This window comes from Ruminococcus hominis (assembly GCF_014287355.1).
In the GTDB taxonomy this organism is placed as follows: Bacteria; Bacillota; Clostridia; order Lachnospirales; family Lachnospiraceae; genus Schaedlerella; species Schaedlerella hominis.
Genome location: NZ_JACOPE010000001.1, coordinates 513,770 through 527,967, shown reverse-complemented (window position 1 = coordinate 527,967; position 14,198 = coordinate 513,770). Strand labels below are relative to the sequence as shown.

The 14,198-nt window shown below is 38.5% G+C and carries 11 protein-coding genes; 2 read left to right on the top strand and 9 right to left on the bottom strand.

Annotated features, from left to right (window positions below; translation table 11 throughout):
* Positions 1-13: 13 nt before the first annotated feature.
* The 4 genes from H8S40_RS02290 to H8S40_RS02275 all read right to left on the bottom strand — a co-directional run bounded on the left by H8S40_RS02290 (position 14) and on the right by H8S40_RS02275 (position 6,980).
* On the bottom strand, positions 14-3,622 hold the full coding sequence (locus H8S40_RS02290) for an ABC transporter ATP-binding protein/permease (RefSeq protein WP_186864458.1): 3,609 nt from the start codon (positions 3,620-3,622) through the stop codon (positions 14-16).
* A 158-nt stretch (positions 3,623-3,780) separates the two neighbouring features.
* Positions 3,781-5,112, bottom strand: coding sequence for a threonine/serine exporter family protein (locus H8S40_RS02285; RefSeq protein ID WP_186864457.1), 1,332 nt, complete (start codon positions 5,110-5,112; stop codon positions 3,781-3,783).
* Between the two features lie 19 nt (positions 5,113-5,131).
* Positions 5,132-5,932 (bottom strand): DUF4866 domain-containing protein, encoded by an 801-nt coding sequence (locus tag H8S40_RS02280; protein ID WP_022074860.1) that lies wholly within the window; start codon positions 5,930-5,932, stop codon positions 5,132-5,134.
* A gap of 169 nt (positions 5,933-6,101) precedes the next feature.
* Positions 6,102-6,980: a LysR family transcriptional regulator gene (locus tag H8S40_RS02275; protein ID WP_117990200.1), complete on the bottom strand. Its 879-nt coding sequence runs from the start codon at positions 6,978-6,980 to the stop codon at positions 6,102-6,104.
* 384 nt (positions 6,981-7,364) lie between these two features.
* On the opposite strand from H8S40_RS02275, the gene H8S40_RS02270 reads away from it, so the two are divergent.
* Entirely contained in the window at positions 7,365-7,604 is a 240-nt protein-coding gene (locus H8S40_RS02270; RefSeq protein ID WP_022074862.1) for an HPr family phosphocarrier protein, read from the top strand.
* Positions 7,605-7,694: 90 nt separating this feature from the next.
* Here H8S40_RS02270 and H8S40_RS02265 read toward each other — a convergent pair whose 3' ends face one another.
* The 4 genes from H8S40_RS02265 to H8S40_RS02250 all read right to left on the bottom strand — a co-directional run bounded on the left by H8S40_RS02265 (position 7,695) and on the right by H8S40_RS02250 (position 10,992).
* The gene (locus H8S40_RS02265) at positions 7,695-9,269 is read right to left on the bottom strand and encodes an ABC1 kinase family protein (protein ID WP_186864456.1); all 1,575 of its coding nucleotides are present in this window, start codon (positions 9,267-9,269) and stop codon (positions 7,695-7,697) included.
* Positions 9,262-9,645 (bottom strand): phasin family protein, encoded by a 384-nt coding sequence (locus H8S40_RS02260; protein WP_118738461.1) that lies wholly within the window; start codon positions 9,643-9,645, stop codon positions 9,262-9,264. The genes H8S40_RS02265 and H8S40_RS02260 overlap by 8 nt, the downstream gene beginning before the upstream one ends.
* 176 nt (positions 9,646-9,821) lie before the next feature.
* On the bottom strand, positions 9,822-10,199 hold the full coding sequence (locus tag H8S40_RS02255; protein WP_186864455.1) for a diacylglycerol kinase family protein: 378 nt from the start codon (positions 10,197-10,199) through the stop codon (positions 9,822-9,824).
* Between the two features lie 34 nt (positions 10,200-10,233).
* Entirely contained in the window at positions 10,234-10,992 is a 759-nt protein-coding gene (locus tag H8S40_RS02250; RefSeq protein WP_186864454.1) for a tRNA threonylcarbamoyladenosine dehydratase, read from the bottom strand.
* Between the two features lie 822 nt (positions 10,993-11,814).
* On the opposite strand from H8S40_RS02250, the gene H8S40_RS02245 reads away from it, so the two are divergent.
* Positions 11,815-12,711, top strand: coding sequence for a 3-isopropylmalate dehydrogenase (locus H8S40_RS02245; protein WP_186864453.1), 897 nt, complete (start codon positions 11,815-11,817; stop codon positions 12,709-12,711).
* Positions 12,712-13,028: 317 nt separating this feature from the next.
* Here the strand turns inward: H8S40_RS02245 and H8S40_RS02240 are convergent, their stop codons facing one another.
* Positions 13,029-14,180 (bottom strand): double-cubane-cluster-containing anaerobic reductase, encoded by a 1,152-nt coding sequence (locus H8S40_RS02240; RefSeq protein ID WP_186864452.1) that lies wholly within the window; start codon positions 14,178-14,180, stop codon positions 13,029-13,031.
* Between the last annotated feature and the right edge of the window lie 18 nt (positions 14,181-14,198).

Here is a 14,198-nt window from a genome sequence, read left to right as displayed (position 1 = left end):
CATGCACTCTGTTTTACTCTGTCCTCAGTGCCGTTACCGGATCACTCTTTGACGCCTTTCTAGATGGAATCAAACCACCGATCAATGTCAGTACTACACTCAACGCTATCAGTACCAATGCAGGTATAACCGGTAATACCGCACTTACAGCTGTCGTGTCTGCAACCGAATGAATGATCGCATTTGTCGGAATTAACAAGATTACTGTTAATCCAATACCGATCACCCCTGCACATAATCCGATGATAAATGTCTCTGCATTAAAGACCTGAGATACATTTCCTTTCGAAGCACCAATTGCACGCAGAATACCAATCTCTTTCTTACGCTCCAATACACTGATATACGTAATAACTCCAATCATGATTGATGATACAATCAACGATATCGCAACAAACGCAATCAGTACATAACTGATAATGTCCACAATATTTGTCACCGAAGACATCAATGTTCCAACTACATCGGTATAACTGATGACCTGTTCATCTTTTCCTTCCGTTTCCATCTTGTGATTGTACTTATCCAAAATTTTTACAACTTCTTCTTTGCTCTCAAAATTTTTCGGATACAATGAAATTTCCGCCGGCACATTAAAATCCACATAGCCAAGCTTCTGCAGATTACTGTCATAAGACACACTGTTCGATGTATTCATAGACATCATCAATTCCACCAGATCATCTTCCGTCATATTCATCTGAAATGCTTTTGCAAATGCATCGGTATCGATTGTCATTGCACTTCCCATCGCATTTTGAAGTTGTGTCCCGACATTCGTCATCATCTGCGTCATCGCACTCTCAATACCCTTTGTAAGCTGTGTTACAATCTGTGTCATTGCTGATGAAACCTGTGTCCCAATCGCCTCGCCCATAGAATTGCTAAGCACACCCATTGCCTTTGTCATATAATCCTGCATAGCTGCAGATACCTGACTTTCCAGAGCATTCATATCCACCGTTTTAGTCAGTCCGTCTGTCAGACGTTTCTTTCCATCCTCTGTTCCAAGATACTTTATTACTTGTTCTCCCATCTTGGACGGATCCGGTTTACCATTTACTGATGCATAATTCTGGTATCCTTTATACAATTCATTTGCCAGCTTTGTCATCTGTTCAGCAGTAATATTTACCTCGATATCATCAATCTGAATCCCGTCTCCGACTGACGCAAGCATTCGCTTTGCTTCATCTGTCTGTAAATATTCCTGCAAGTACTCTCCAAATTTACTAACATCTGTATAACCATTATCTGTTACATACTGTAAGAAACCTGCCATGGTGTCTTTGAGCAGCTTTTGAATTTGTTCCGGTGTAATGGTCACACTGGCACTTTCTTTGATAATGTCTTTGATATTATCCTCAATAATTTTCTTTGCCTCATCCGTTTTTAAATATTCTGTAAAATCTTCCAGCAAATGAGAGTAATCTGCTTCTGGATGTGTCTTCGCATATTCCAGATATCCTTCTGACAGACTAGATGCCATTTGTTTCAATCCATCCGGTGATACTGATAAATCCAATTTGGAAAGAATCTCTCCTAAATTCAACTGTGGCATACCTGACAGATCAAGCTGTACCTCTTCCAGATTCACCATATTGGAAAGTTCAAAACTATCCCCTCCGACACGAAATGCTTTTTCTAAATCTGCACCGGAAAAATCAAGTGAATTGCCAAGATTGCTCATCGCACTTTCATCAAATTTAAACGCTTTTTGCAATGCAGCTTCATCAACTGTGAATAAAGAATCCATGTTAAAATCATCGTCACCTTTGTCAGTTCCGAACTTTTCATTTGTAAATACATTGATATCCGGATTTTTAAGCTGCTGTTTTACAATTTCACTTTTCTTTGCCTCTTCTGCCACATGTTCTGTCAAAGCATATGGATAAGCAATTCCTGCCTGTAATGCCGTTGCCTTGGCATCTGCATCCGGCTGCACGATACCGACTACCTTTAGGTCTTCGCCATTCGCAACCAGTTTCTTCATATAAGAGCTGTTGTCTGTTTTATCTTTCCAGACTTTATACTGCTTATCATATTCATAACAATCAGAACTGTTTATCAGCTTAAATTTCTTTCCAATAATATCATCGTAAGTATAAGTTCCCAAATTCTCAGGCGTCTTTACATTTTCCTCTTTTATAAACTGCTGGATCATCTCGTCCAGTTCCATAGAGTCCCGCAATCCCAGTGTATACAACATGAAATCACTAATGCTTCCATCCGAAGTCAGAACCACTACACACTCATTATACTTTTTCGGCCATCTTCCGGCTTTTACTTCATATTGTTTCTCATACAAACTGCTGTTTTTCGGCATTTCGTAAAATACATCCGTGCTCATCATTGATGACATCATACTATTTGAAGAAGTAGATGAGCCAAGTCCCAGTGCTGAAAATGATTTATCTGGATTTACCTGACGGATTTTATCTCCGTTTTCCTTGAAAATCTGTGGAGATACATTGTAAGAGTACTCGATTGCATTTGTGTATTTTCGGATTCCACTGGCTTCCTCGTTATCCAGATAGTTCTTCAGAGATTTCAAATCGTTCGAATTCATTGTCGCAAACATATTTGTCACCATCTGAATCACTTTAATTTTGCCGTCATCTTTATTCTTTTTTACATTTTCTTCGGCACCACCTCCGGCTCCAACCATCATCGATGTAATGTCAAACCCGGTGCTTTGAATCTGTAACGGATATTCTGACAACGTTTCTTCTTCAATATTTTGAATATATTTATTCACTCCGGTCGAAAGTGACAAAATCAGTGCAATTCCAATAATCCCTATCGAGCCTGCAAAGGATGTCAATAAAGTCCTTGCTTTCTTCGTCTTTAAGTTGTTAAAACTAAGCGACAAAGCTGTCATAAATGACATCGATGATTTGCCCATATTCTTATGTTCCGGTGGAGTTAATATTGCTTCATCCACTTCATATGGGTCTGTATCCGAACGGATCTTACCATCCCGCAGATTTACGATTCGAGTTGCATACTCTTTTGCCAGCTCCGGATTATGCGTAACCATAACAACTAACCTGTCTTTTGCAACTTCCTGAAGCAAATCCATAACCTGCACACTTGTATCACTGTCAAGTGCACCGGTCGGCTCATCTGCAAGCAGAATATCTGGATCATTTACTAATGCTCTTGCTATCGCAACTCGCTGCATCTGACCCCCGGACATCTGGTTTGGCTTCTTGTGTAATTGCTCACCCAAGCCTACTTTTTTCAATGCTTCGATTGCTTTCTTTTTCCGCTGTGCTTTACCGATACCGGATATCGTCAGTGCCAGTTCAACATTTGCCAAAACAGTTTGATGCGGAATAAGATTATAGCTTTGAAACACAAAACCAATCGTATGATTACGATAAGAATCCCAATCCCTGTCCTTATATTTTTTTGTAGAAATCCCATTAATGATCAAATCCCCGCTATCATAACGGTCCAGTCCTCCGATAATGTTCAGAAGTGTTGTCTTACCTGAACCGCTGGGACCTAAAATAGCAACAAATTCATTATCTCTTAAATTCAAACTGACATCGTCCAACGCCTTCTGCACCAGATTACCGGTTCGGTATTCCTTGCATATATGTTGAATTTGTAACATATTTTCTCCTTTACCAAAAGGTATTTGTTCTTTTACATCTGTTTCTATCTTATGTTACACTTTGAAATTTGTATGGTCAATTAATTTCTCAACTTAACAAAAAGAAATTGATCCATCACTCTCCTGTAGTAACAAATCAATTTCTTAATATCCCATGTTTAGGTACAATATCGAAATGTTTTATCCGTAAGTATTCTTGCAAATATCAATCCTAACGGAAGTGCTGCGATAATCAATATTGCAGATGCAAACCATGATGCAGACACTGCTAATGACATCATCCCAAGATTATAAAATCCTTTATACAAATATAATCCGGGTACCATAATTACAATAGATGGCACCGTAACAGAAATTCTTGGATATCCCACTTTATTTTTGATTAAAGAAGCCAGTATTCCGGCTGTAAGTGCTCCGATAAACGCTGCTGCCGCAGGTGGAAATTTTGCGATATCTACCAGTTCCAGCCGTAATGTATTTGCTATTGCACCAATTGCCGCTGCAACTTCTGCCAACCGCACCGGACTATTAAACATAATTGAGAACCCAAATACCCCACAGAAGCTTGCCAGTATGCGAAAAAGAATCCATCCCCATATCGGCAATGATATTTTCATAAAATCAACTGGCTGCAGATGTAGCAAAAGTGCCATGATCCACGCAGTCATTGTCGCAACCAGAATAATAATCAGTGCATAGTTCAAGCGTTCAATACCTGATCGCATATCCAGTTTCGCCAAATCGATTCCACTCGTTATAAATGGAAACCCCGGTATAATAAATAACATAGCACAAATGTATCCGGCTTCATGCTGTATTGATATCCCCAACAAAAGCTCTGCTATTTTCAGTACTCCGGCATATACAAGACAAGCCGCTGACACCGATGATACAATACATAAAAATAAAGTGAAATGATGTTTTGATAATTTACATCGAATAAAATTTCCGATTCCTGCGCCAATAAATGCACACAACATTTCAATCGGCCCGCCACCAAGCAGAAAAGTGAACCCGCCACAGGCAAGCGCTGCTGCAAATCCTAATGCAATTGGTGAATATAAACCATGTATCTTTTCTATATTGTCTAGAAATGAATGAAGTTGTTCTCCTGACATATGCTTGCCTTCAACTTCAAAATCTCTTATAAAGTTTTCAAGACGATTTAACTTTGAAGTATTCACTCCCGTATTCGTCAGACACAAGGACTGTGTAAATCCTTCCTCTCCATCAAAGCATGTATATTCTATCGACATCAAACCTATATCCGCTGTACAAGTAATCCCCATCACTTCTGCCAGCGCATTCATAGAACTTCTCACACGCCATGCTCCTGTTCCACATGAGAGCAGCATAATCCCCACCCGTCCGATAATAGAAGCCTTTTCCGTCAAACTAGCTTCCGTCACTGGTTTATTTTCACCATTTTGGTCTGTATATTCATGCCAGAGAATATCCATATGGTTTTTTCTGATTGTTTCTCCCCGCATACTCTCCACTTCCTAACCTTTATTCAAAATCCAGACTTTCATTTCCTGCTTTTTTCATCATTTTCTCGCGACATGTCAATACAATTCCATCAATTTCACTCAAATGGTGTAACATTTTCTTCTCAAATTCACGAATCGGAAGTAAAATTCCAATCTCATCGAATTCCTTATCTTTCTTCACACCAGTCTCCTGTCCGTAATATACCATTGCTCTTGGCGCCTCTTCCTGTATTTTATGAAAAGTATCCCACACAACAGCATATGCCTGTGCTTCTGTCAATCCAAGTTTACGAGTATCTGGTAATGCATATAAAATCAGGATTCCTCGATTTCTATTATCTTTTTTCTCTACAAGTTCCATTCCTTTTGTATAGGAACGTACAATATCGTATCCATCTGCCAAATATAATTTAGAACGTGGTGCACATTCATGTCGGTCATATATTTCTTTGAATTTTTCATACTCATGTCCGGAAATTTCCTTTTCTTTTCCTTCCAGAATATTTCCATCCACATCGGTCAGCAATACCGGATTCTCCCCTGATTTTCCGTGAAACTTCTTAGGAATCAAAAAAGCTTCTCTAAGCAAATCAAACATGCTTCCTCCACATAATTCTAATAAAAGAGCCGTCACATCTCCATTTTTATAGGCATTAAATAATACCTGTATGAAATGTTCTGACTCATCAAAATCAATCCCATGTTCTTCATCTAAATGTTCATAAAAAACATCTCTTAACTGCTCGCATGCTGTCGGCGAGGCAAGAATCTCCGAAAAAATACCTTCTACAGCCTCTTCTCTAGGTAAAATGGTTTGCATGACAACTCCTCCTTTATGCAAATTTCTGGTCAGGCTTAACATTATTTTGTAAACGATAACCCTTCTTCTGCACTAAGTATAGAAAGCTATTCTTTTAAAGTCAAACCAACCATGACTGTTTTATTTGCATAACCGATATGTATTATTTACATACTTATATTTCTTGATTTCACATAAGCATTTTCTTCAAAGTTTCTGCCGCAATACTTGGTGGAAAATTATGATTCTCCACCAGACAGATTTCCCGCTTCGGTATCGTTTCAACCATTGGAATCTCATATACCTTTTTCTCATTTATTACATTTCTTGCAAACGGCTCCGGCAAGAATCCAATTCCCAATCCATTCATAATCATCGGCAAGACCTGATCAATTGTTTCCACCTCTGTATCCGGTTCTAATACAAGATTATGCTCTAAAAAGAATTTGGAATAAAACTCATATGTTGTGCTTTGTTTTCCCAGACAGATTAATGGATTTTTTGCAATCTCCTCAAGACAAATTGCTTCTTGTATGTCTGCAAATGTCTCATTTCCAACAACAATTTCCTGAAATTCCATCAGTGAAATTGATTTCAGTGGTTTTTTTGCTTTCAATGGTGTTGTCACCACCGCAAAATCTACTACGCCTTCCCTCACTGCTTGTATCGCCTGCGGAGTCGAATGATTTAAAATCCGAAGACGGATTCCCGGATACTTCTTATGAAATTTTCCAAGTATAGGTAATAGTAACAGATGCAGTGCGATCTCACTGGCACTGATTGTGATACTGCCACTTTCCATACTCTGTTCATTTGCAAGTTCCATTTCTGCGGTATGAATATGTTGATATGCAATAGAAACATGTTGATACAGTTTTTGTCCCTCCGCTGTCAATGTCACTCCACGGTTTGACCTCACAAACAACTTACATCCCAGCTGATTCTCCAAATTGTTCATAAAATGTGTAACATTCGGCTGGTTGCTCATTAATGCCTTCGCGGCTTTTGAAAAACTTTTATACATTGCTACATAATAAAAAATCCGATAATAATCATATGTAATCTCCATGCTTTTGCTCCCTTAATACACTTCAAGTCGAACGTTCGCGAGACTTGGCGCGTGATTCTGGTCAGCAAAGCTGACATATTCCTATCAGAATCACTGCGCATCCTCGCGGAGCGTTTATCTCAGTCGGAGATTGGACTCCCACTGAGACAAATTTGCTATTACTCACCACCTGAAGAGGTGGGAGTCTTCTCGACTGAGATAAATTTTCTCATTCTTTAATATACAAAAAATATATATCAGTCATAGTAAATATGTATTTTACGTTTTTATGCATCTTATTATATACTGAACAAGGTTAAAGTCAAACAAAAATCTGATTATACGAATCTTTTTTGCAAACAATGTCATTTTAACCAATTTTATACAAACTATGAGGAATTGATTATGATTAAACAAAATATCAAATTCGTAACTACAGGACAATTTGTCACTTTTTATAACACATGCAGAAATTTATCTGCTAATATTACAGTCAAAGACATTGAGAATCATCGTATGAATATTAACGGAAAAGAACTTTCCGAACTAATGGCCATTCGTCTGGGTCTTCCGGTTACTCTCGTCATTCATGGTGATGATGAACAGAAGGCTGACAGACTTCTTCAAAAATATCGCGTATCATAGTAGTGTGTACTTTTAGTACAAAAATACGAGGGGCACCCAAAACTCCCATGGGATGTCCCTCGTATTTTATTTTTTCTATTATCTTTTCTATTATTTTCTCGACAAAAAGTGTTTTATAAATACATAGAGTACAATCACAAATGCCAGCAGGTAACCAATAGCTCCAATTGCAGGTATTCCCCACAGCTTCGGCTGCATATTGGTCGTGCAAATAATACTCGAACTGATTAAAAGAGCCATTACCCACAGCCCCATTACAATATTTCTTACAAGTCTTCTCAACAGCTCTGATAAATCTTTTGACACATGTAAATCCAGATTTACTCTTGTCTGCCCTTTCATAAAGCCTTGTATCGCATCTGCCGTCACTGATGGCAAATCTATTGTTTTATGAAGTGCACGATACAAATGTTTGCCACTGCTTTTTAACTCTTTTTTCCAGTCGAAATTACGCCAGAAATCACCTTTTATACGGGCTGCTGCAATTTCTACCATATTGATCTCCGGACAAATGTCTGCCATAACGCCTTCCATCTGCGTCAATCCTCTAGCCAGCATTGTAAGTCCATGTGGCATGGAAATCCGATTGGTTTTCATAACCTCCATCAAATCCTGCATTGTCTCTGCCACATCAATATTACCCATATCCAATTTTCCATACTTCATCATCAAAGTACTGATATCTTCATATAATTTACTCTGATCCGGTTTTCCACGAAATTCACCCAACGCAAGTACCGCATCCTGTATCATTCCGATATCATTAATCGCAATTCCCTGAATTGCATCTCCGATCAATTCTCTGTCTCGTTCAGACAATCTTCCCATCATCCCCATATCGATCCAGACAATTTTCCCATCGGATACGCATACATTTCCCGGATGTGGATCAGCATGAAAAAATCCATCTTCCATAACCTGCTTAATGTAGTTATCTATTAATTTTGTTCCTATTTCATGCAGATCATATCCATTTTTCTGAAGCGATATTTTATCATCAATTGGATATCCATCAATATATTCCATAACAAGAACATGATGTGTCGTATGCTCTTTGTATAAAATCGGTGTACGCACAAAAGCGATATCTTTATTTCTCCGGGCAAATTCCTCCATGTTGGCTGCTTCTGTCAGAAAGTTCATTTCTTCTTGCGTGACTACCCACAGCTCATCTAAAACCATGCTGAAATCTACAGTCTCTTTAATGCTGATCGGCGGCACCAGTTTCACCGCTTTATGAAGCAGTCCGATATCTCTTGCCATCGTGTCATAGATTCCCTTGCGCTGTACCTTTATAACAACCTTCTCTCCAGATTTGAGCGTTGCGCGATGCACTTGTGCAATTGAAGCTGAACCAAGCGTCGTTTTCTCTATATCTGAAAATACTTCCTTCCACGGACATCCATAGGATTCTTCTATTACTTCTTCCACTTCTGAAAATGACATCGGCGGCACATCCGAACGCAGTTTCATTAACTCGTCACAATATTTCTTTGGAAGGACATCCGAATGCAGCGACATGATTTGTCCTATCTTAATAAAAGTAGGTCCCAGATCTTCCAGAATCAACCGCAGCTTCACCGGGGTCATGCCCTTTGTGATCTCATGCTTACGCAGTACTGCTGTAATTTCCTTCAATCTGGAACCTGATTTTGCGTTACTCATTAACCTCTGGTTCTTCAACTTCTTTAGCTTCTGCTTCCACTACATCTTCCGGCTCTACAACCTCTTCTTCCGGTGCTTCCGCTTCCACCTTTTCTATCTGCTCTTTCAACTGTGCAAGCTGCTCTGCTGTCATCTTACTGAGCAATTCATTTAATTCTTCAGGTGTTGATGTCTTTACTGAAACATTCACTTTATCTTTTACTGTCTGTTTAATATTGTGTTTGAGTTCTTCATTCAGAGCCTTTCCCTGCTCCACTGTCAACTCGCCTTTTTTTACCAGGTCATCCAAAATATCTTTTGATTTTTCTGCTGTAACAGCCACTGTTCCGATTCCTGCCAATAAGATTTTCTTTAATCCGTCTGTCAATTTTTCCATAGTCTTCTTCTCCTTTCGTGTACCCTTCGTGTCAATCCGTGTAGTGATTGCCATGAAAGTGAATCATACCAGTTATTTTTCATACTTTTGTTATACACTTTTTCTAAAAAAAAGTAAATATAATAGTCTGAAAAAAGGGACGAGAAATCACTCATAAACTTTTTTGCGTGCGAAAACTATATCCATGCTATAACCTTCGGCAGAAAAATAATGCATCCTATCACTGCTGAAAAAATAGCCAGAATAAATACAGCTCCTGCTGCCGTATCTTTTGCAATCTTTGCCAATGGCTTTCTCTCCTCAGTCACAAGATCCACAACCGCTTCCACCGCTGTATTCACCAACTCCAATGCCATAATAAGACCACAAATCAACAGACAGATACACCATTCTGTCATAGAAATGTGAAAGAAAAATCCGGCAATCACAACCAAAACTGTCATTACTGCATGCATCTTCATATTCTGTTCCTGCTTCAACCCAGTTACAATTCCTGTAAACGCATATTGAAATCCACCATATAATTTATGATTTTGTTTTTTCTTTTGTTCCATAAGAATTCCCCCTAGTTTGGTATGGTCCTATCTTTTACTGTATTCCAGACAGATCTTTTACAATCTCACCTGCAATGATCAGACCTGCTACCGATGGCACAAAAGCCGTACTTCCCGGAATCGCACGTCGCTCTGTACACTTGTGTTCAGCTCCCGGAGGACATATGCAGTTTGTACGACAACTATTTGCAATATCATCTTTCGGCTTAATTGGAAGTTCATCTGAATAAACAACTTTTAACTTCTTTACACCACGCTTTTTCAACTCGCGACGCATAACCTTTGCCAACGGGCATCCGCTTGTCTTATAAATATCTGCTACCTTAAAACGACTGGCATCTAATTTATTTCCCGCACCCATGCTGCTGATAATCGGTGTTCCGACTTCTTTTGCTTTCATAATCAACTCGATTTTAGCTGTCACTGTATCTACCGCATCTACAATATAATCATAGTCTTCAAAATGAAATTCATCTGCATTCTCCGGCAAGAAGAAACACTTATGAACTTCCACTTTCGCATCCGGATTAATATCCAAAATACGTTCTTTCATCACATCTACTTTATATTTTCCGACGGTCTTTCTTGTCGCGATAATCTGTCTATTTAAATTTGTCAAACAAACCTTGTCATCGTCAATCAGATCAAAAGAACCCACCCCGGAACGAACCAATGCTTCACACACATAGCCGCCGACCCCGCCGATTCCAAACACTGCCACCCGTGCTCCTGCAAGACGCTCCATTGCTTCTTTTCCTAATAATAATTCTGTCCTTGAAAATTGATTTAACATTGCTTCTATCCTCATTTTCTTTATAAACTGTATTCTCTGTTTATCATATCGTTTTAGTAGGCAATTGTCAACCAAGGTTCTGAGGCAGGGAATTTTCGGGGATTGAAGATACAAAATTTTGATGAGGTGTATCCGCAAGTTATAGAAAGGGCAAGGTGAGGATGCATAATTTCAATGAGGAACATCCTCAAGTTTTAGAAAAGGCAAGATGTAGATGCAATTTATACATGACAGGCAGGCTGAAAAGTATCTGCAAGTTTAAAGAAAAGTAAGTTGCGGATACATCGGTCTCAAAAAAAGCATCTGCAACAGCGAATATTACGCAAGTGCAGATACATCAGTTGTCAAAAAAGCATCTGCGACAGCAAATAAACCCAGGATATAGATACATCAGATCCCAGAAAAGTAAATCCATCATTGCTCCACCTATTTCGATCAGTACACCACAAAGCAAGAAAAAGACTATGCAATCCAGCGAATTGGAGTCGGGCTTGCCCGACGAAGCTGAGCAGGAATGCATAGTCTTTTTCTTGCTTGGGGCTATCGTGAACTAAATAGCAACTTCCCCCTTTACACAACACAAAATTCATGCTATGGTATTCCTACATCTTCAGAGACCTTCTTTTCTCTGAATTTTCTAAGCCGCAAGGCTCTCATCTCGGGTTTCGAATTCCGAAACATAATCCGATATGAAAAGAAATGCTTTTGACAAGTTGATAATTGGAGATTTCTATATTATTTTCACTTCAGTGGTGTATTTTTTGTTGTCTCTTTGTCATTGCATTAAGTAACTGAAAACTTTATAATGAAAGGAGACTTTAATTGACGAAAGGTACAAAAGATACGATTCAATGGCATCCGGCTTTTCAGGCATCAATCCAGATTGAATTTGAAGCCGAATCTGAAAAACTCACCTTTGAGCCAGAGCATTTATTATCAAAAAAGCCCATGCAGATGGATGAGTTGATTATCAAAGTAGCTGAAAATGAAGTGATTCACAAGAATATCGGCAGGATTTTTAAAAGATACAATATCATTGAATACAAAAGTCCGGATGACAATTTAACAATTAACGATTTTTACAAAGTGTATGGATATTGCTGTTTTTATCAGTCCGACACCGACAAAATCTGCGAGATTCCACCACAAGAATTAACTATTACTTTCATATGCAACCATTTCCCCATAAAGATGATTCAGCATCTAAAGGACTTTCGAGGATTGGACACCGTTCCTATAGATGCCGGAATTTATTATATAACCGGGGATGCTTTTCCAATACAACTTCTCGTAACAAAAGAGTTGAATCCAAAAGAAAATCTCTGGTTGCAGAGTTTACGTAAGAATATGACAAATCCCCAAGAAATTGAAACACTTCTCAGAGAATATGAAATAAAAAAATCATCAAAACTATATCAAGCTGCAATGGATGTAATCACCCGTGCGAACTGGGTTGCAGTAAAGGAGGTTAAAGCGAATATGTGTGAAGCATTAAAAGAATTAATGGCAGAAGAATTTCAAGAACAGGAAGAACTTGTGACCAAACGAGTAACGGAAGAGGTAACCGCACAAGTAACGAAACAAGTGACTGAGCAAGTAACTGAACAAGTAACCGAAGAATTTATCCGAACTTTATTTAAGAATATTACCGATGCTGACAAACTGGCTGAACTATTGAATTTACCTGTAGAACAAATCAATAAAGTGTTGAATAAGTAATCATTCCAACTCTTCATCCCTTTTCTAGATCCTTTTGATTTGCTATTTAGTTCACTAAGTTGGATAAGCGTCCCTGAGAGAAAATATTGGATATGAATTTCCACTCAGACTCCGTCAGCGGGAAATACATAAAGGTCAGAATTATTACTAAAAGCAGAGCTTTACTGGACAGGCACTGGCACCCTTTGTTGCTATTTGCTTCACAACTTGAGCCAATACATTAGTTACAAAAAAATTGATATAAGAAATTCGAGCGAATATGGAGTGAGTGTTGGAGACACTTAATGAACTAAATAACAAAACTCTGCATCCACATCCTACAGCATCTCTAGAAATGCCGCAATTCTTGTATTTAACTGCCCCACATCTGCCTGACTATAATCTGTCTCTACATTGATATACGGAAGTCCCATCTTCTCATTGACAAATTTACGGATTGCCAGTGTCTCCACATTATATGTATGACATGCCTGTAAGGTCATCTCCACTACTCCGTCAACCTGATATTCATCAATCAATCTCTGTAACAGCTCAAGACGATTTGGATTTGGTGTCATAACGGAACAGCCGATTGCCAGATATCTTTCTGCCAGTGCCTGGTATACATCTGGATTTTCCTCGTCTACCAGTTTATCGATAGATTTTGCTCCGGAACAGTTTTCATAAGCTACGACCACACCGCCATTTTCCTCAATTGCTGTAATAATCTTTTCTGTTGCTCCGCCGATTGGACATCCGGTTACAAGAATACGTGGACGACTTTCCAACATTTTACCTTCTGCATATTCTTTTTCTATTTTCTCTGCCAATGCATTTACTTCCGCCGGAATTGCTTTTCTGTCAAATTTAAATCCACTTCCATAAAGTACCTTAAACAAATCATGTCCTTTGATTGGTGCCGGCTCGTGTTTCATCACTTCATATAAATTTTTCAAAGATTTTCTTACTTCATTTTCTTCTTTAATAGCCTCTGCAATTTTTTCTTCTGTAATTGCCACACCAAATTTTTCTTCCAGATATTCTTTAAAACGTACAATCTCACTCTTCCAAAGCTGCAATGATGTCGCACTTTGAGAGTTTGGAAGCTCCATTACAAACACATCTTTAAATTCAGACATATATTCATACATCTTTTTCTTTCCATCACATGTAGTCTCTCCGACAACTACATCTGAAAAATAGAAAAATGGACATTTATCTGTCTTTGCAAATCCATAACTGGACTTAATCAGCGGACATAAATTTTTAGGCAAATCTTTTTCTGCATCCGGAATTGTCTCATCAGATGTTGAACATAAACCTACTGTGGCTGCTCCCATTGCCATTGCAATTTCTTTTGGGAAATATGTACAATATGCTCCGATAACCGGAATTCCTTTATCCTTCAACTGTTTTACTGCAAGAAATGAATTCTTTCTCTGTTCTGCAAACTCCTCAAATACCTCTGGTAAATCCTTAATTATTTCCATCTTCTGTTCATCCTTTCA